15 protein-coding genes are annotated in these 16,558 nt (G+C 73.7%); 7 read left to right on the top strand and 8 right to left on the bottom strand.

Going from position 1 to position 16,558, the window contains the following annotated elements; translation table 11 throughout:
* Nucleotides 1–104 precede the first annotated feature (104 nt).
* The 3 genes from recD to recC are packed head-to-tail and all read right to left on the bottom strand — an operon-like array spanning nucleotide 105 to nucleotide 8,907.
* Complete coding sequence (gene recD, locus H2O74_RS00645) at nucleotides 105–2,066, bottom strand: exodeoxyribonuclease V subunit alpha (protein WP_182112663.1); 1,962 nt, start codon at nucleotides 2,064–2,066, stop codon at nucleotides 105–107.
* Nucleotides 2,063–5,548 carry a UvrD-helicase domain-containing protein gene (locus tag H2O74_RS00650; RefSeq protein ID WP_255491706.1) on the bottom strand — a complete coding sequence of 1,162 codons (3,486 nt, stop codon included), beginning with the start codon at nucleotides 5,546–5,548 and terminating at the stop codon, nucleotides 2,063–2,065. The genes recD and H2O74_RS00650 overlap by 4 nt, the downstream gene beginning before the upstream one ends.
* Complete coding sequence (gene recC / locus H2O74_RS00655) at nucleotides 5,545–8,907, bottom strand: exodeoxyribonuclease V subunit gamma (RefSeq protein ID WP_182112664.1); 3,363 nt, start codon at nucleotides 8,905–8,907, stop codon at nucleotides 5,545–5,547. The genes H2O74_RS00650 and recC overlap by 4 nt, the downstream gene beginning before the upstream one ends.
* Nucleotides 8,908–8,990: 83 nt before the next feature.
* Between recC and H2O74_RS00660 the strand changes: the two genes are divergently transcribed.
* The gene (locus tag H2O74_RS00660) at nucleotides 8,991–9,182 is read left to right on the top strand and encodes a hypothetical protein (RefSeq protein WP_182112665.1); all 192 of its coding nucleotides are present in this window, start codon (nucleotides 8,991–8,993) and stop codon (nucleotides 9,180–9,182) included.
* On the opposite strand, the gene H2O74_RS00665 is transcribed toward H2O74_RS00660, so the two are convergent.
* The 4 genes from H2O74_RS00665 to H2O74_RS00680 all read right to left on the bottom strand — a co-directional run bounded on the left by H2O74_RS00665 (nucleotide 9,166) and on the right by H2O74_RS00680 (nucleotide 12,420).
* The gene (locus H2O74_RS00665; protein ID WP_182112666.1) at nucleotides 9,166–9,897 is read right to left on the bottom strand and encodes a hypothetical protein; all 732 of its coding nucleotides are present in this window, start codon (nucleotides 9,895–9,897) and stop codon (nucleotides 9,166–9,168) included. The two genes, H2O74_RS00660 and H2O74_RS00665, sit on opposite strands and share 17 nt — an antisense overlap.
* Nucleotides 9,894–10,493 carry a DUF6318 family protein gene (locus H2O74_RS00670; protein WP_182112667.1) on the bottom strand — a complete coding sequence of 200 codons (600 nt, stop codon included), beginning with the start codon at nucleotides 10,491–10,493 and terminating at the stop codon, nucleotides 9,894–9,896. Before H2O74_RS00670 ends, H2O74_RS00665 begins: the two co-directional genes overlap by 4 nt.
* 443 nt (nucleotides 10,494–10,936) lie before the next feature.
* Complete coding sequence (locus H2O74_RS16790) at nucleotides 10,937–11,824, bottom strand: PKD domain-containing protein (protein WP_182112668.1); 888 nt, start codon at nucleotides 11,822–11,824, stop codon at nucleotides 10,937–10,939.
* Nucleotides 11,821–12,420, bottom strand: a complete 600-nt coding sequence (locus H2O74_RS00680) for a DUF6318 family protein (protein WP_182112669.1) — start codon at nucleotides 12,418–12,420, stop codon at nucleotides 11,821–11,823. The genes H2O74_RS16790 and H2O74_RS00680 overlap by 4 nt, the downstream gene beginning before the upstream one ends.
* A gap of 158 nt (nucleotides 12,421–12,578) precedes the next feature.
* Here H2O74_RS00680 and H2O74_RS00685 point away from each other — a divergent pair, with 158 nt between their 5' ends.
* The 6 genes from H2O74_RS00685 (at nucleotide 12,579) to H2O74_RS00710 (ending at nucleotide 16,082) form a co-directional block, all read left to right on the top strand.
* Complete coding sequence (locus tag H2O74_RS00685) at nucleotides 12,579–12,998, top strand: VOC family protein (RefSeq protein WP_182112670.1); 420 nt, start codon at nucleotides 12,579–12,581, stop codon at nucleotides 12,996–12,998.
* Nucleotides 12,999–13,103: 105 nt separating this feature from the next.
* Nucleotides 13,104–14,240 carry a putative T7SS-secreted protein gene (locus H2O74_RS00690; RefSeq protein WP_182112671.1) on the top strand — a complete coding sequence of 379 codons (1,137 nt, stop codon included), beginning with the start codon at nucleotides 13,104–13,106 and terminating at the stop codon, nucleotides 14,238–14,240.
* Nucleotides 14,237–14,608 carry a hypothetical protein gene (locus H2O74_RS00695; RefSeq protein ID WP_182112672.1) on the top strand — a complete coding sequence of 124 codons (372 nt, stop codon included), beginning with the start codon at nucleotides 14,237–14,239 and terminating at the stop codon, nucleotides 14,606–14,608. The genes H2O74_RS00690 and H2O74_RS00695 overlap by 4 nt, the downstream gene beginning before the upstream one ends.
* A gap of 199 nt (nucleotides 14,609–14,807) precedes the next feature.
* Nucleotides 14,808–15,176, top strand: coding sequence for a hypothetical protein (locus H2O74_RS00700; RefSeq protein WP_182112673.1), 369 nt, complete (start codon nucleotides 14,808–14,810; stop codon nucleotides 15,174–15,176).
* 157 nt (nucleotides 15,177–15,333) lie between these two features.
* Nucleotides 15,334–15,663, top strand: coding sequence for a hypothetical protein (locus tag H2O74_RS00705; RefSeq protein ID WP_182112674.1), 330 nt, complete (start codon nucleotides 15,334–15,336; stop codon nucleotides 15,661–15,663).
* A gap of 8 nt (nucleotides 15,664–15,671) precedes the next feature.
* Nucleotides 15,672–16,082, top strand: coding sequence for a contact-dependent growth inhibition system immunity protein (locus H2O74_RS00710; protein ID WP_220457991.1), 411 nt, complete (start codon nucleotides 15,672–15,674; stop codon nucleotides 16,080–16,082).
* Between the two features lie 2 nt (nucleotides 16,083–16,084).
* Here the strand turns inward: H2O74_RS00710 and H2O74_RS00715 are convergent, their stop codons facing one another.
* Nucleotides 16,085–16,459 (bottom strand): nucleotide pyrophosphohydrolase, encoded by a 375-nt coding sequence (locus H2O74_RS00715; protein WP_255491708.1) that lies wholly within the window; start codon nucleotides 16,457–16,459, stop codon nucleotides 16,085–16,087.
* Between the last annotated feature and the right edge of the window lie 99 nt (nucleotides 16,460–16,558).

The following is a 16,558-nucleotide window of genomic DNA, read 5'->3' on the forward strand; positions in this document are numbered from 1 at the left end:
TCCCGGCGGCCGCGCGCCGGCCGTCGCTCCGTGCATCGGCGCGGCCGGTGGCCGACATGATCACCGGGCCCGGGCATCACCCGGTTGCCCGCTCAGCCGCGCGCTCAGGCGACCGCTCCGGGGCCTTCCCCGAGGCCGCTCGCTCGCCGGACCTCGCGCCCGACCGCGGTGCGCACCGCCTCCTCGCTGCCGATCACCCTGACGGTCTCGCGGGCGCGGGTGGCCGCCGTGTAGAGCAGCTGGCGTGTGAGCAGGGGCGACGTCGCGGGAGGCAGGAGCAGCGAGACGCGCGCGAACTGGCTGCCCTGCGCCCGGTGCACCGTCATCGCGTGCACCGGCACCACGGCGGGCAGGCGGTGAGGGCTGATCCGCTGCGGCCGTTCGGGGTCGCCGAACACCGCCATGCGCCCGCCCTTGCCGTCGTCGACGACCACGCACGTGTCGCCGTTGAAGAGGCCGGTGTCGCGGTCGTTCGTCGTCACGAGCAGGGGCAGCCCGAGCGGCCACGGTCCCTGCTGGTCCGGCGCTCCGGGGTCCGCCGTCCACGCGGCGGCGACGTCGGCCCAGTGCGCGACACCCGCGGGACCGCGGCGGTGCGCGAGCAGCAGGCGGTGGCTCTCGAGCGCCCGCAGCGCCGCGCCGCCGTCCCCGGCGCGCGCGGCCGCGAGCAGCGCCGTCCCGGTCGCCCGGACGTCGTCGCGCAGGCCGGCGAGCTGGTCCGGCGTGGGGTGGGCCCCGGTCTCGACCCACACGAGCGCCGGGTCGTCCGAGCGCAGGAGGTGGACGACGGCGTCCGCGTCGCCGTCGCGGATCGCGGCGGCCAGGCGCCCGAGCGCGCCGTCGAACCGGTGGTTGACCGTGAGCCGCACGACGCCCGCGCGCAGCGCGGTCAGGTCCGACGGGGTGAGTGCGGCCGCGGAGACCAGGTCGGCCAGGGGCCCGTCGAGCGCGCGCAGCGGCCCGTCACCCGCGGGCGGGCGCCGCACCAGGTCCCCGAGCACCGCGCCGGCCTCGACCGAGGCGAGCTGGTCGGGGTCGCCCACCAGGAGCAGGCGCGCCCCGGGCCGCAGCGCCTCGAGCAGCCGGGCCATGAGCGGCAGGGACACCATCGACGTCTCGTCGATGACGACGACGTCGTGCGGCAGGCGGCGCGAGCGGTCGTGCCGGAAGCGGGTCGAGGAGTCGTGCCGCCAGCCCAGCAGCCGGTGGATGGTCATGGCCTCGAGGTCGCCGACGGCGGCGCGGTCGGCGGGATCGAGGCCGGCGACCTGCTCGTGCACGGCCTCCTTGAGGCGCGCCGCGGCCTTGCCGGTCGGTGCCGCGAGCGCGACACGGAGCCCCCGTCTGTGCGCCCCGGCCCCCGGCGCGGAGGTCGTGGCGCCCACCTGCTGCAGGATCGCCAGCACGCGCGCCACGGTCGTCGTCTTGCCCGTGCCGGGCCCGCCCGTCAGCACGGTCAGGGGTGAGACGGCGGCGGTCGCGGCCGCCAGCCGCTGGCGCGCGTCGTCCGCGCCGGGGAAGAGCCGGACGACGGCGTCGCGCAGGGCCCGGGCGTCGACGGCCGGCGGGGGAGCGGCGAGCCGCGCGTCGACCTCCCGGCGCACGACCTGCTCGTCGCGCCAGTAGCGGTCGAGGTACAGGCGCCCGTCGACCCAGCGCACGGGCCTGTCCTCGCCGCCCACGGGTCCGGCGGCGACCGCCGGGCTCCGCTCGATCGCGGCGCGCCAGGCGGCGGGCTCCGGCCACGGCAGGTCGACCGGCCCGGCCTCGACCTCCACCTCGGCGGCGAGCTCGGCGACGTCGTCGAGCGCGAGGCACACGGAGCCGGAGCGGACCCCGCGCACGGCGAGCGCGACGGCGAGCCGCACCGTCTCCTCGGGCTCGCCGGCGAGCGACCCGAGGCGCTGGGCGACGTGCACGTCCGCGGCCGTGAGCAGGCCCGCGACGTTGAAGGTGCGGAGCAGCGGCGACGCCCGCAGGGCGAGGCGCACGTCGTGGGGGTCGGGCGGCGTCGGCGGCGAGAGGGGCGGCGCGGGCGCGGCGGATGCGGCCGGGTTCGTGGTCATGCCCGCCTCCCGTCGGCCACGCGCCCGTCGAGCAGCGCGGACAGCCCCAGCACGACGTCCGTCGGGGGCCGCCACGCCATGACGCCGCAGGGCGTCCCGTCGACCACGGGCGTGTCGGGGCCGGACATGCCGCGCACGAACAGGTAGAGCCCGCCGCCGAGGTGGCGCTCGGGGTCGTACCCGGGCTGGCGCCAGCGCAGGTAGCGGTGCAGCGCCGCGGTATAGAGGAGCAGCTGCAGCGGGTAGTGGGCGTCGAGCATCGCCTCGACCATCGCGGCGGGCCGGTAGTGCCACGCCGTGAGGTCCTCCGCCGCGGGGGCGAGGCGGTTGGTCTTGTAGTCGACGACGAGGTAGCGCGGCTCGGCGGCGGCGTCGCGCACGCGCAGGACGGCATCGATGCTGCCGGTGAGGTAGCCGCGCAGCCGCTCGGTGCCCGTGTGCGGGCCGTCGAGGCGGTCGGCGTAGGGGGCGAACGGGTCGTCGGCCGGCAGGTGCCGGCGCAGCAGGTCGGCGACGTCGTGCAGGGTCGCACCCGCGTGGCGCCCGGAGCCCGCACCGTCCGCGAGCGGCAGCTCGAAGGCGAGCTCGGGCAGGCGGTCGCGCGGCTCGACGTCGGCCAGCGTGGCGGCGCCCGCGAGCGGGCCGAGCGGCGTGCGCAGCACCGGGAGCAGCGAGGTCGCGAGCGCGTCGGGGTCGACGCCGAGCCCGCGCGCCAGGCCGGTCTCGCGGCAGCGGCGGAGCAGCTCCGCCGCGAGGTCGGGCGCGCGGGTGTCGACGTGCTCGAGGACCTCGTGGGTCAGCGTGCCGAACGCCGTCCCGCCGGGCAGGTCCGCCATGGGGGAGCGGACGGCACGCAGCGCCGCGTCGACGGTCGCGCCGTCGGTGACGCCGGCGGTCGTCGCGTCCAGCGTCACGTCCGCGTCGGACTCGTCCTGGATGCCGGTCGTCTCCGGCTCGTCGGCGACCCCGCCGTGGGCCACCTCGTGCGCGGCGGCGGTGAGCCCGGAGTAGGAGGTCCGCCGCCAGGCGGTGTCGAGCGGGCGCGTGAAGCGTGCGACCTGGAGCTCGGACTGCGGCGCCGCGGGCGGCGTCCAGCGCACGCGCGCGGGCGCGGCGGTCACCTGCTCGTGCACCACGGTCCCGCCGGAGCGCGCGGCCAGCGCCGCGAAGGCCGCGGCGGCGTCGACGTCCTTGGGCACGGTGACCCCGGGTGGCGGCTGCTCGCCGTCGCCGTGCGTGCCGAGCAGGAGGCGGGTCATCGCGCCCGCTGTCGTGTTCTTGGACGGCGCCCACCACACGACGAGCTGGGAGCTCGCGCGGGTCAGCGCGACGTACGCGAGCCGCAGGTCCTCGCCGAGCTCCTCGGCCTGGTGGCGCGTGCGCGCGTCGGCGTAGGACGGGTCCTTCGGTCCGCCCACGTGCAGCAGCCGGGCGTCGGCGTCGTCGTGGTAGCGGACCACCGGCGGGGTCTGCGCGCTGAAGCGGTTCCACGCGAACGGCACGTGCACCACCGGGAACTCGAGGCCCTTGCTCGCGTGGATGGTGACGACCTGGACGGCGGCGGCGTCGGTCTCGAGCCGCCGGCTGCGCTCCTCGGCGTAGTCCTGCTCCGTCTCAGCCATGCGCGCGCGCAGCCACTCGGCGAGCGCGGCGGTGCCCAGGCGCTGGGTGTGCGCGACGCCGTGCAGCGTCTGGCCGATGTGCCGCAGGTCGGTGAGCATGCGCTCGCCGTCGGCCGTGCGCAGCAGGCGCTGCGTGAGCCCGTCCGCGGTCGCGGCCTCGAGCAGGGTCGCGACGCCCCGCTCGGCAAGCAGGTGCGACCAGGTGCGCAGGCGGTCGGCGAGCTCGTCGCGGTCCGCCTCGGGGGCGGTCGCCAGGCGCTGCGCGTCCCACCCGACGAACGGCGTCAGCGCCGCCGCGGCGACGCGCCCCGTGACGCCGGGCTGGGCGAGCGCGGTCAGGAGGGTGCGCCAGTGCCGCGCCGCGGGCGTGCCGAACACGCTCTGCAGCCCCGAGACGACCGCCGGCACGCCGGCGTCCGCCAGCGCGTCCCGCACGGCGGTGGCGTCCGCGTTGCGGTGGGCCAGGACGGCGATGTCCCCGGGCCGCAGCGCGCGCCACCGCGCGGCGTCGCCCTCGCTCTCGCGCAGGCGGACCGTCTCCAGCGACCGGACGACCTCGTTGGCGACGTCGGCGTAGATCACCCCGCGCACCGCGCCCACGGCGGGGACCGCGCCCGAGGAGCCGACGGCGGCGCGCGTCACCTGCCGCAGCGTCACGGGTGGCGCGCCCTCGAGGCGCCGGCCGGTGTGCTCGGCCTCGACCGGCTGCACCACGATGTCCCGGTCGCCCAGCGCGGTGCGGCGCAGGAGGGCGCTCATGCCCTGCAGGAGCGGCTCGTCGCTGCGCCAGTTGCGGCCGAGCGTCGCCGTCGCGTGCGCCTCGCGCCGGGCGGTGAGGTAGGTGACGACGTCGGCGCCGCGGAACGCGTAGATCGCCTGCTTGGGGTCGCCGATGAGGACGAGCGTGCGGTGCCCGTGGAACGCGGTCCGCAGGATGTCCCACTGGACCTGGTCGGTGTCCTGGAACTCGTCGACCATGACGACCCGGTACCGCGACCGGACGCGCTCGACGGCGGCCGGTCCGGTCTGCGGGTCCACGAGCGCGTCGCGCAGCAGCACGAGCAGGTCGTCGTAGTCGAGCACGCGCCGCGTGCGCTTGCGGCGCAGCAGCTCGGTCCGGGCGGCGCGGGCGAACCGGTAGCGCTGGTCCGCAGGGGAGTCGGGCTCGGCGTCGTCGGGCCGCAGCGCGGCGTCGTGGTCGCTGATCGCCGCGCGGGCGACCGTCCGGGCGTCCGCGTACGCGAGCCCCGGCTCCGCCTCGTTGGCGTAGCGCCGCAGGTAGAGGTCGTCCACGACCTCCTCGACCAGGTCCGCCTGGTCCGGCACCAGGACCGCGTCGCGGTCGACGTCGGCCGCCATGCCGAGCGCGGTGAGCATCTGCTGGCAGAACCCGTGGGTGGTCGCGATGGTGGCGGCGTCGAAGTCGGCGAGGGCGCGCGTGAGCCGCCGGCGTCGGGTGTCGAGCTCGGCGTCGTCGACGTCGGCGAGGTGTCGCAGCAGCGCGTCCTTCGAGGACCGCACGCCCGGGTCGCGCAGCGCGCGCTCCGTGGCGACCAGGCGCTCGCGGACGCGGTCGCGCAGCTCCGAGGTCGCGGCTCGGCCGAACGTGATGAGCATGAGCTCGGAGAGGTCGGCGACGCCCTCGGCGACGTACCGGGTCGCCAGCGCCGCGATCGTGAACGTCTTGCCGGTGCCCGCGCTGGCTTCGAGCACCGTGGTGCCCTGGGGCAGCGGCCCGCACACGTCGAACACCGGGGCGGCGGGGGTCACGGGTGGGGCCGTGCCCGGGGTCGTGGCCGTCGCGGTCGCCCCTTCCGTCGCCTCCATCCCCGCTGTCGCGTGGGTCGGCTGCGCGCTCATGCGAGCTCCGTCCGCTCCTGCTCGAGGAGCGGCTCCCACAGCCGCCGAGCGAGCACGCCGAGGCGCGTGCGGTCCTCCGGCCACCACCGCTGCTCCTCGGTGGTCGGCGTGCCGAGCACGTCGCGCAGCCCGGCGTCGTCGCCCCACACGAGCACGTGCAGCTCGTCGGCCTTCTCGAACCCGTCGCGCCACTCGCGTCCGGCGCTGTCGAGGGCGTCGGCCTCCTCGCCGCCGCCGTGGCGGACACGCGCGTAGGCGCACGACGTCGCCACCGGCATCGGCAGCGGTTCGCGCAGCGCGCGGTCCCGCAGGTCGGAAAGCTGGTCGAGCAGCCGCGCGGCCTCCGTGGCCTCGGGTGCCGTCAGCAGCGACGCGGCCGCCCCGGCCCCGCGGCCCCTGCCGCGCCCGATCGTCACGGCGCCGAGCCGTCGGTCGGGGAACGCGGCGGCGAGCGCGAGCAGCTGCACCCACGCGCGCAGCCGGTGCTTGGCCGCGAGCCGCGAGAACACGGGCCGGACGACGACGTCCCCGCGCAGGCCGCCCACCGTCCCGGTCAGGGTCCGCCCGCTCGGCAGCGTCACGGCGACGTCCACCGTCTGCGCGGGGTGGTCGAGCCAGCGGCGCGCGGTCTCGACGATGGGCACGACCTGGTCGTGCACCTCGCGCATCACCGCACCGCCGAGGCGTGCGGGCGGCAGCTGGCCGCGCCGCCGCTCGGCGTCGGCCGCCTGCTGCATGTCCGCCCCGTCGAGCGCCGCGGTGAGCAGCCGGTCGCCGACCTGCCAGGTCGCCAGCCCGTCGAGCGCGATGGGCAGCCGGTCGTCGACCTCGTCGGTCTCTCCGGGGACCAGCACCCCGAGCCGCCTGCGCAGGAACGCCTTGACCGGGTGCTCCAGCGCGGTGACGAGGTCGTCGAGGTCGAGCGTCCCGGACCCGTCGCCGTCGTCCTGCGCCGCGGGGGTGAGCGGGTGGTCGAGGAACGGTCGCCGCCCTTCGCGCTCGCCGCGGCCGACGACGGCGGCCCGGTGGTTGAGCGCGTCGAAGCTGAACGGCCCGGGCCGCCCGAGCGCGCCGGCGGTGAAGTTCCGCTCGTCGACGGGCTGCAGAGGGTGCCGCACGACGACGTGTGCGCGCACCGGCCGCCCGTCGGCGGCGGTGGCGGTGCGGTCGAGGGCGTCGAGCAGCTCCCCGACGGGCACCGCGGGTGGCCGCGACGCACCGGTGCGCTCGTCGGCGCCGCTGTACAGGACGACGAGGTGCTCCTGCGCGGAGGTGATCGCGTCGAGGAAGAGCTGGCGGTCCTCGCCGCGGCGGTCGCGCTCGCCGATCAGCGGCTCGCGCAGCAGCACGTCGTCCCCGTCGCTGCCGGACCCGCGCGGGAAGGCGCCGTCGTCCATGCCGAGCAGCGCGACGACGCGGTGCGGCACCGCGCGCATCGGCTCGAGCGAGCACACGGTGAGGGCACCGGTCCGGAAGCCGGCGCGCGTGGGGCGCCCGCGCAGGCGGTGCGACAGGAGCGCGCGCACGTCGGGGAGCCGCAGCTCGGTCGCGCCGTGCCGGGCCGCGGCGTCGCGCGCCTCGTCGAGCACCATGCCGGCCTCGACCTCCTGCCAGGTGTCGGCGGGCGCGACGTCGGCGAGGAGGTGCAGCGCGCGGTCGAGCGCGTCGAACCAGTGCGCCGCGGGGTGGGCGCCGTCGAGGTCCGCGAGCACGACGGTGAGGCGGTCGACCAGCTCCGCGAGGCGTCCGGCGAGGTCGACGTCGGTGGAGTCGACGTCGTCCAGCGGCAGGGCGGAGGCGACGAAGCGGTGGTCCTCCTCGGCCATCGCGGCGCCGAGCAGGATGCGGTCCAGCGCCGTCTGCCACGTGCCCTGCGCGACGTGGAGGCCGAAGCGTGCGCGCCGCTCGGCGTTCTCGCCCCACCGCACGCCGGACTCGACGGCCCACTCGCGGATCCGGTCCAGGTCGTCGTCGTCCAGCCGGAAGCGCCGCCGCACGGGCTCCGTGCCCGCGAGGTCGACGACGTCCGGCGCGGTGACCCGCCCGTCCGCGAGCTCGAGCAGGCGGCTGACCAGGGCGAGCAGGGGGTTCGTCTGCCGCAGCGACCGGTCCGCGAGCCGCACGCGCAGTGTCCGCCCGGGGTGGCCGCGCACGTCGTCGTCGGCGGTGCCGAAGGTCGCGGCGATCAGCGGCGCGAACGCCTCGATGTCCGGACACATGACGACGACGTCGCGCGGCTCGAGCGTCGGGTCGTCGGCGAACAGGCCGAGCAGCGCCTCGCGCAGCACCTCGACCTGGCGTGCGCGCCCGTGGCACGAGTGGACCTGGACGGAGCGGTCGCCCGGGGTGAGGGTCGCGGGCGGCGTATCGGGGGCGTCGTCATGCAGGCGGCGCTGGAGCGCGCCGAGCAGGGCCGCGTCGTCGGGCGCCTGGCTCCGGTGGTGGGTGACGGCCGCGTCGCCGGACGCGGTGAGCCGCACCTGCAGCTCGGTCGCGTCGCGCGCCATGGAGGCGAGCAGCGGGTGGGCGGCGACGGCGACGACGTCACGCCGGCGCGGGCTGGGTGGTGGCGCCTGGGCGACGCGGTCCCACAGCGCGGGTGAGGGGTGCGGCAGCCACAGGTGCACGTCGCGGTGCGCGGCGAGCGCGTGGAGGACGAGGTGCTGGTCCTCGGGCAGACGCGTGGGTCCGAAGACGGACAGGCGTGCTGGCAGGTCGACGGCGTCCGGGTCGGCGGTGAGGAGGCGGGCGGCGTCGTCGAGGCGCTCGGCAGGGCTCGGCGCGTCGAGGCGCGCGCGCAGGCGCCGCCACAGCTCGGGCTGCCAGGCGAGGTCGTCCGGCACGCGACCGCCGGCGCCGTCCGCGTCGTCGCCGACCGCCCACGCGCGGACCATCGCCGGCCGCTGCGCGGCGTAGGAGTCGAACAGTCCGGCGAGGTGCTGGGCGGACTGCAGGCGCCGCCCGCGGCGCGGCCCGTCCTTCTCGCCGGCGCCGAGGTGGCGCCCGAGGGCCGCGAAGCGCGGCTCGCCGGCGCTCTCGTCGACGACGTCGAGGAGCGCCCACGTGAGGCGGTCGCGTCGCCAGGGGTCGTCGTCGCGCTCGAGGCCGAGCACCGCGGCGAGGGCGTCCGCGACGAGGCGTGCGGGGGAGGGGAAGGCGACGTTGGCGCAGATCCCGGCCTCGCCGTCCGGTCCGGTCCCGAGGTGGTGCGCGAGCCGCTGCGCGACCCAGCGCTCGACGCCGCGCGTGGGGACGGCGACGACGTCGGTCGCGAAGGGGTCCTCCGCGGGCGCCGCGAGCACCTCCGCGAGCGGTGCGATGAGGGCGTCGGCGCGCTCGGAGCGGTGCAGGTGGAGCACGGGGCCTCCTCACGCGGGTGTCGGTGCGGTCACCGTAACGGGCGGGTGCGACACGACGTGGTGGGCCGCCGGCGCGACGGCGGGTGGTGGCGTACGACCGGTGTCAGCAGTCCGCGGATGTGCACGCTTCCGCGACGAGGGTGCTGCGGCGCTCGACCGCGGTGATCGGCGGCGTCGTCGTCGCGGTGGTGGCGGTGCCGTCGATGTCCTGCCATGTGGTGGTCCCGGCGAGCCGGTACTGGCCGGACCACGTCGTCGTCAGCGTGATGGCGTAGGTGCCGGCGTCGCCGTAGCTGTGGTGGACGTCGTGGTCGGGGTAGGGGCGGCCCGGGCTCGTCGTGACGAGGGGGCGGAGCCGTCGCCGTAGTCCCAGCTGTAGGACGTGGCGGTGGCCTGGACCTCGACGGCGTAGCCGAGCAGGTCGGCAGCGAGGTTCTGCTGGGCCGCGGTCGCCATGGTGATGGTGGGGATGTTGATGAGGACCGTGGCGGCGGCGGGTTGGATGGTGACCTGCGCCGGGGTGAGGGGCAGGCGACGGAAGTCCTCGGCGGTGAACGCGGGGAGGACGTCCTGGGGGCAGGACCAGGGGCTGACGAGGGTCCAAGCGCTCCAGGGAGCAGTCGGAGTGCTGCGCGACCGGCCCCAGAGTGGCTCGAGAGGAGCGACGCCCTCGCAGTCAGGGACAGAGACTGTGCCGGCATTCGTCGCGCAACTTCCGTTGCCGGGCGTCGAGATCTCGCCGGAAGTGACCGGACAAAGCGGCGCCCGGAGATACTCGACCAGTGCCAGGGCCCGACTTGCGCCTGCGGAGCGCCACGCCTGCTCAGCGGCGAAGCCCTCGCGCGCGTTGAGTTCGAAGACGTCACCGCGGGCTGCGGCCGATACCGCCTCGTCCTCGTCGCCGAGACCGGGACGCGCGAGCGCTGCCGATCCGACAAGCACCAGCATGGCGGTGAACACTGCGATCTTGGTGGTTCGGCGAGCGCTCACGACTCAACCGTCTCGACATCTAGCTCCAGCACGCGCCAGTTTGAGCCGTCATGGCGGAGCGCGTACGTGAGCACGTGCTTCTCTGATTCGGTGCGCTCGGAGACGACTTCCCCGGCTTCGTCGTACTCCTTCGAAGGTCCCTCGTTCGCCGTAACGGTCGCTCCGTAGCGGCCGACGTTGATCTCCCATGCAGACACTTCAAGAATGGCGATGGCCGACCCGGAACTTGAGTGACTTGCCGCCACCTGCTCTTGGACATTGCGTATGACGGACTGGCAAAACGCGCACTCCGGATCGCTCAGTTCGTTCCACTTGCTCAGGTCGCCTGTCGCGTACGCGTACGGGTAGAGCTGCAGGAAGTACGTGGCCGCCGCCTCCGCGCCGGCGACGCTGACCTCGTCGATGGCGGCAGGTCGTTCCGGAGCAATCGCCTCGGGCGGCGTCGTGGGCGTAGGCGTGGGGCTGGGCGTCGCCGTCGGACTGCTCGACACGGTCGGCTCCGGAGTCGGCTCGACCGAGTCACGAGTGCACCCGGCCAACCCGCCGACCGCGCACACGCCGATGAGCAGTGCCGCGGTGCCCCTGCTCGGACGCATGGCCCGCAACCTACCGGCGAGCCGGACATTCCCGACAGGTCGCGAAGCGATCTGTGGACAGCGCATCACCCGTACGCGTGGCGCTCAGAGAACGCCAGGGATCCGTGCCGGCGGACACGCCCCTGTCGCCCTGGTCGCCTCCTTCTACGAGTGGCGTCCATAAGTCGGCCTGACGGGCGGGACGCCGCTCCAGCAGCGCTACCGGCTCCTTGGAGTCCCGCGACATGCACGTCACCACGGCGACCTCGCCTGCGGACCGCGCCAGCGAGCGCATCGCGACCATCGGCGCGGCCGTCGAACTTTGGGACGCCAGCAAACTCATCGAGCGCTCCGGCGACAACGAAAGGGACTTGCCGGTGCCTGGTTACCCGGGGCGCGCGCCGAAATGGGAGCGAGAGATCTCACCGGTGTGCGGTCAGCACGTCCGAGCCGCGGGCTTTTCGTCAGCAGCCCGGTGAGCTGCACGCGCCTGCGACGAGGGTGCTGCGGCGTTCGACGGCGGTGATCGGTGGCGTGGTTGTCACGGTGGTGGCGGTGCCGTCGATGTCCTGCCACGTGGTGGTCCCGGCGAGGCGGTACTGGCCGGCCCAGGTGGTGGTCAGCGTGATGGCGTAGGCGCCGGGACCGCCGTAGCTGTGGTGGACGTCGTGATCCGGGTAGGGGCGGCCGGGGCTCGTCGTCACGAGGGGGGCGGAGCCGTCGCCGTAGTCCCAGCTGTAGGAGGTGGCGGTCGCTTGGACCTCGACGGCGTAGCCGAGCAGGTCGGTGGTGAGGTTCTGTTGGGCGGCGGTGGCCATGGTGATGGTGGGGATGTTGATGAGGACCGTGGCGGCGGCGGGCTGGATGGTGACCTGGGCCGGTGTGAGCGGGAGACGGCGGAAGTCCTCGGCCGAGAAGGCGGGGAGGACGTCCTGCGGGCAGGACCAGGGAGTGACGAGCGCCCAAGCGCTCCAGGGAGCAGTCGGAGTGCCGCGGGACCGGCTCCATAGTGGCTCGAGCGGAGCGAGGCCCTCGCACTCAGGGAGCGAGACGGTCCCCGCATTCGTCGCGCAACTCCCGTTGCCGGGCGTCGAGATTTCGCCGGAAGTCACCGGACACAGCGGCGCCCGGAGGTACTCGATAAGAGCCTGGGCCTGATTCGCGCCTGCGGAGCGCCACGCCCGTTCGGCGGCGAAGCGCTCGCGGGCGTTGAGTTGGAAGGCATTACCGCGGGCCGCAGTAGATACCGCTTCGTCCTCGTCGTCGAGGTCAGGACTCGCGAGCGCTGACGACCCGACAAGTGCGAGCATGGCGGTTAACAGTGCGATCGTATTGGCGCGGCGAGCCTTCACGACGTCACCGTCTCGACATCTAGTTCCAGAACGCGCCAACCAGCGCCGTCATGGCGAAGCGCATAGGTGATCAGGTGCTTCTGTGACTCGGTGCGTTCCGAGACGACTTCGCCGCCTTCGTCGAACTCCTTCGAGGGTCCCTCGTTCGCTGTAATGGTCGCTCCGTACCGGCCGACGTTGATCTCCCACGCCAACACCTCGAGAACGTCGATGGCTGAACCCGAACTCGTGTGGTTGGCGGCCACTTGCTCTTGGACATTGCGAACAACGGATTGGCAGAAGACGCACTCCGGATCGCTTAGGTCGTTCCATTTGCTCAGGTCCCCGGTCGCATACACGTACGGGTACAACTGCAAGAAGTACTCCGCGGCTGCCTCTGCGCCAGCGACGCTGACCTCGTCCATGGCGGCCGGCCGTTCGGGAGCAATCGCCTCGGGCGGCGTCGTCGGCGTCGGCGTGGGGGTGGCCGTCGCCGTCGGATTACTCGACACGGTCGGCACCGGAGTCGGCTCGACCGAGTCACGAGTGCACCCGGCCAACCCGCCGACCGCGCACACGCCGATGAGCAGTGCCGCGGTGCCCCTGCTCGGACGCATGGCCCGCAACCTACCGGCGAGCCGGACATTCCCGACAGGTCGCGAAGCGATCTGTGGACAGCGCATCACCCGTACGCGTGACGCTCAGAACGCCAGGAATGTCGCCAAGGGATGACGGTCCGCTCCCCGCGCGGCACCCTGGGTGCGGAGGTCCAGCCATGACGCACACGTACCCGCACATCGCCCAGGTCGTGCTCGACTCTCCCGACGCACGCCGCGCCGCGGAGTTCTACCGGCAGGTCTTCGGCCTGCAGTACCGCGAGGGCGACGCGCCGCCGCCAGCGGACGAGCCTGACCCCAACGGCGAGGACTGGCTCGTGCTGTGCAACCCGGGCGGGATCCAGCTCGCGTTCCAGCAGGTCGACGAGCAGACGCCGACCACATGGCCCGAGCAGGCGGTCCCGCAGCAGCTGCACCTCGACACACAGGTGTCGAGCAAGGAGGAGCTGGACCGACAGCACGAGCGCATCGTGGCGCTCGGCGGGACGCTGCGATTCGACCGCAGCGACGACCCGCAGGAACCGCTACGCGTCTACGCCGACCCGGACGGCCACACGTTCTGCGTCTTCGTGGGCTGAGCCTTCGGCCGCTTATCCACAGATTCGTCGTCTCTCCGCCATACGTGCTCTCGCGCAGATAGACATACCGGACCCGCCGGCCCTGACGAGAGCGAGACGTGCGCGATGAGCGCGACTGCCACCTCCTTCGGCGACGCCAGGGCGTTGCGTGACGACGCCGTGCGCCTGCGCCGTCGCGCGGAGGCGGCGGAGGACCTGGCCGCGGTTGCGGCGCGGGCCGACGTCGGCCGCTGGTCGGGCGAGGCGTCCGACGCCTACCTCGAAACCCTCGCCGGCGTGGTGCGTGACCTGCGCCGGGCGGCCGACGACAGCGTGGACGCCGCCACAGTCCTGGACGGCCACGCCGACGTGATCGCGTGGGCGGACGCCCGGCTGGCCTCCGCGGTACCGGCTACGGCGTGGCAGGCGGACGCGCTGCTCGAGGAGGTGCACGACGCCGTCGACCGCTCGGCGGAGCGCGCCGCCTCGGCACTCCAGGCGATCACCGACCGCATCGACCGGCTGCCGCCGTTCTGGAGCGCCGTCATCGGCGCGCACCACCAGTACTACCTCGGGATGGCCGAGGGCACGGTGGCCATGATCGAGGGCTGGTGGCAGTTCAGTGCCGTTCGGTTCATCTCCGACCCTGATGCGGTGATCTCCGACGGCGTCGCCGTGGCGACCGGGCTCTACACCGGACTGCGCGAGGATCCGGAGGCGCTGGTCAAGGCGATGGTCGACTACGACACCTGGCGGACCGAGCCCTTCAGGGCAGCAGGGCGGCTGGTACCCGACCTCATCATCGTTGGGGCGACAGCGGGAGGCGGAGCTGCCGCCTCTGCCGGACTTCGGGGCAGCCGCTTCTTGAGGACCGTCGCTGGTGAGCGTGATTCGCCGACGGCGCAGGGGCCCTCGGCATCCCGAGAACCTGGCCACGGCGACCATCCCGAAGAAGAGGCACTCGACGTGGAACCACGATCGATGCCAACCTTCGACGAGTTCCTGCGCGATCCCGAGGCCTTGCGCGGAGCGGCGTGGGAGGACGTGAGGCAGCTCGTTCCGGAGACGTGGAACGAGCTGCCACTGAAGAAGGGGGAGGGCGTCCGATTCCTCAATCCGGAGAGGCTCGGCGAGGCGGTCATGCTTGAGCGAGGTGTGCCCGACGCTAGCGACCTCCTGCACTTCGGTCCCTACCTGCGGGTCAGTCGAGACGGAGAGACGATTCGCGTTCCCCTTGCTGGCAACCCGGATCTTGAGCAATGACGCTCGACGAGGTGTGCCGCATCGTCCTCTTCCAGGCGATTGAAGAGGACGCGAGCCTCTGGCAGATCCTGTGGGAGCTCAATCACAAGTTCCCCGACGCCGTGCCGCAGCGGCGACGCCTGATGGCGGCACGGGTGGTCAGCGCGCTTGCACACGAGGGCCTCATCACGATCGCCTGGAGCACGTGGGACGCGCAAGATCGGCGCCTGGTCCCCGACGAGGAGATTGACGCTGTGGTCGCGGACGACCGGTTCTGGCGGCCGGCTGGTCCAGGTGACGTGGGGCTCGCTATCAACATCACGGAAGTTGGCGAGGCTCACTACTTCGGCCCGAGCCGCGGAGCGTGGGTCTTCGAGGCGGGCACGTGACCCTCCGACGCGGCTGGGCGGCTGGCGGTGATGCTTCCCTCCCCAGGCGCGCGCGTGCGGTCGGTGTCGAGTCCGCAGTGAACGGACGCGACGCTGCTGTTTCGGCCCGCGCCAAACCCGGGCGCCCAGATGCCGGCCCGCGGGATCGCGCCGTCGCAGAGCGCTTAGCCCAGCAGCTCCGAGACGCCATGGAGGGCCGATGAGGAATCACCCGAGCACTGTCGCCATGATCGGAGCGCTGGTGTACGAGCACGGCAGCCTCGAGCCGATACTCGCGGAAAACCTCGAGGAGATGGACGGTGTCATCCTTCCCCATCTGATCCTCTCGGATGTCGTCCGGTGGACGGTGGCGCACGTACGCGACGAGCCCACGACGTGCCGCGGGATCTGGGAATGGCTGGGCCGCGCCTACCTGTCGGGCACCGAACCCGTCAGGAACCTCATCTGGGTCAGCGGTGTGGAGATGCTCCCCGACCCGCAGGACCCCGGGGGCGCGGAGCTGCGCGGCTATCTGAGCCCGGAGCTCCGCGAGATCGACTACGAGTACCACCCGAGCCTCCGGCCATGAGTGGTGTGGACGTGTGGTTCGACAGCTCGCGCCCGCTCGGCCGGGCCCTGACGGGTGCCAGCGCCGCCCGCCGGATGCCTCACGCCGCGCACCGCGGGCGGCATACGACTCGCGTTGGAGCAGGTCGACGAGCCGACATCGGCGCGCTGGCGTCGCCGTGACGCTCCCGAGTCCGGAGAACCCCCAGAACGCGCCGATCTGGGACAACTACGTCGTCGCCCAGGTGGCGCAGGCCTCGCTGGGGGCGATCCCGCGGCACGCGCTCGCGGTCGGTGTCGAGATCGCAGGGAAGGACGTGACGCTGCGGTTCCAGCTCGCTCGCGAGACCCCGGACGACGACGAAGACATCGAAGACATCAAGGATGCGTTCTGGGTGCTGGTGGGGAACGACGTCAACATCGGCGTGCGCACGGACGTCATGTCGGCTCCCGAACTCGAGGTGCGTAGGGGCGTGCGCTGGATCTACCGCGCCCGGCTCGACGACTGAGCGCTGTGATGACTCACGAGGTGAACGACCTGTCGCTCGAGGAGCTTGAAGGCGACCGGTGGGGCGAGCCACCGCCGGGATCGACGTTCCTCATCACCCGCGTGACGCAGCTGCGGCGGGTCCCTGTCGGCTCCCTCGACACCGAGGGCCTCAGGATCATGATCGGTCAGGGTGTCGGTCTACCCGTTCTGATCCCGCGCGCTCTCGCGGTACTACGCCGGGATCCGCTCGCCCACGGCGACTTCTATCCGGGGGACCTCCTGGCCGCCGTCGTGCGCAAGTACGACGACTGGAAGTCGACCGTTGACGACCCCGAAGGCGAGCTGCGTCGCATCGTCCACGCGATCGACGGCGAGGACGCCGACGTCATGCCGGACCTCCTCGCGGAGCTGGCACCCTTCATCGCCGACCCGGACTGACCTCAGCTCCGTTCCGGCGCCCGCCCGAGGTGCTCCTCGGCGGGAAACCGACGTCGTGCCTGCGTGTGCTTCTCCCGTGCCGCCGCCATGAGGTCGATGCCGAGCACGTCGGCGAGCCGCACGAGGTAGAGCAGCACGTCGGAGATCTCCTCGCCGGCCCGCGCCCGTCGCCGCGGGTCGTCGCGCACGGCGAGTGCCTCGTCCGTCGGGAGCCACTGGAACAGCTCCGCGAGCTCGCCGACCTCGCCGACGATCGCGAGGACGAGCGACTTCGGGTCGTGGAACTGCGTCCAGTCGCGCTGCTCGGAGAACTCGCGCATCAGGCGGCTCAGCTCGGTCAGCTGCGGTTCGCGTCCGTCGTCGTCCGTCGTGTGCACGCAGTGACGGTGCCACAACCCCCCGCGGCGCGCCCCGGTCAGGGCGCAAGGATCCGCGTCAGGTCCTCGGCCCGACGCGCGTGTGACGCCACGCGTCCG

Source organism: Actinotalea sp. JY-7876 (genome assembly GCF_014042015.1).
Taxonomy (GTDB): domain Bacteria; phylum Actinomycetota; class Actinomycetes; order Actinomycetales; family Cellulomonadaceae; genus Actinotalea.

Coding starts and splice junctions, on each gene's coding strand:
- H2O74_RS00670 (WP_182112667.1), bottom strand. CDS start 10,493: ATGCGTCCGAGCAGGGGCACCGCGGCACTGCTCATCGGCGTGTGCGCG.
- H2O74_RS00695 (WP_182112672.1), top strand. CDS start 14,237: ATGACGCTCGACGAGGTGTGCCGCATCGTCCTCTTCCAGGCGATTGAA.
- H2O74_RS00690 (WP_182112671.1), top strand. CDS start 13,104: ATGAGCGCGACTGCCACCTCCTTCGGCGACGCCAGGGCGTTGCGTGAC.
- recD (WP_182112663.1), bottom strand. CDS start 2,066: ATGACCACGAACCCGGCCGCATCCGCCGCGCCCGCGCCGCCCCTCTCG.
- H2O74_RS00700 (WP_182112673.1), top strand. CDS start 14,808: ATGAGGAATCACCCGAGCACTGTCGCCATGATCGGAGCGCTGGTGTAC.
- H2O74_RS00685 (WP_182112670.1), top strand. CDS start 12,579: ATGACGCACACGTACCCGCACATCGCCCAGGTCGTGCTCGACTCTCCC.
- H2O74_RS00680 (WP_182112669.1), bottom strand. CDS start 12,420: ATGCGTCCGAGCAGGGGCACCGCGGCACTGCTCATCGGCGTGTGCGCG.
- H2O74_RS00710 (WP_220457991.1), top strand. CDS start 15,672: ATGACTCACGAGGTGAACGACCTGTCGCTCGAGGAGCTTGAAGGCGAC.
- H2O74_RS00650 (WP_255491706.1), bottom strand. CDS start 5,548: ATGAGCGCGCAGCCGACCCACGCGACAGCGGGGATGGAGGCGACGGAA.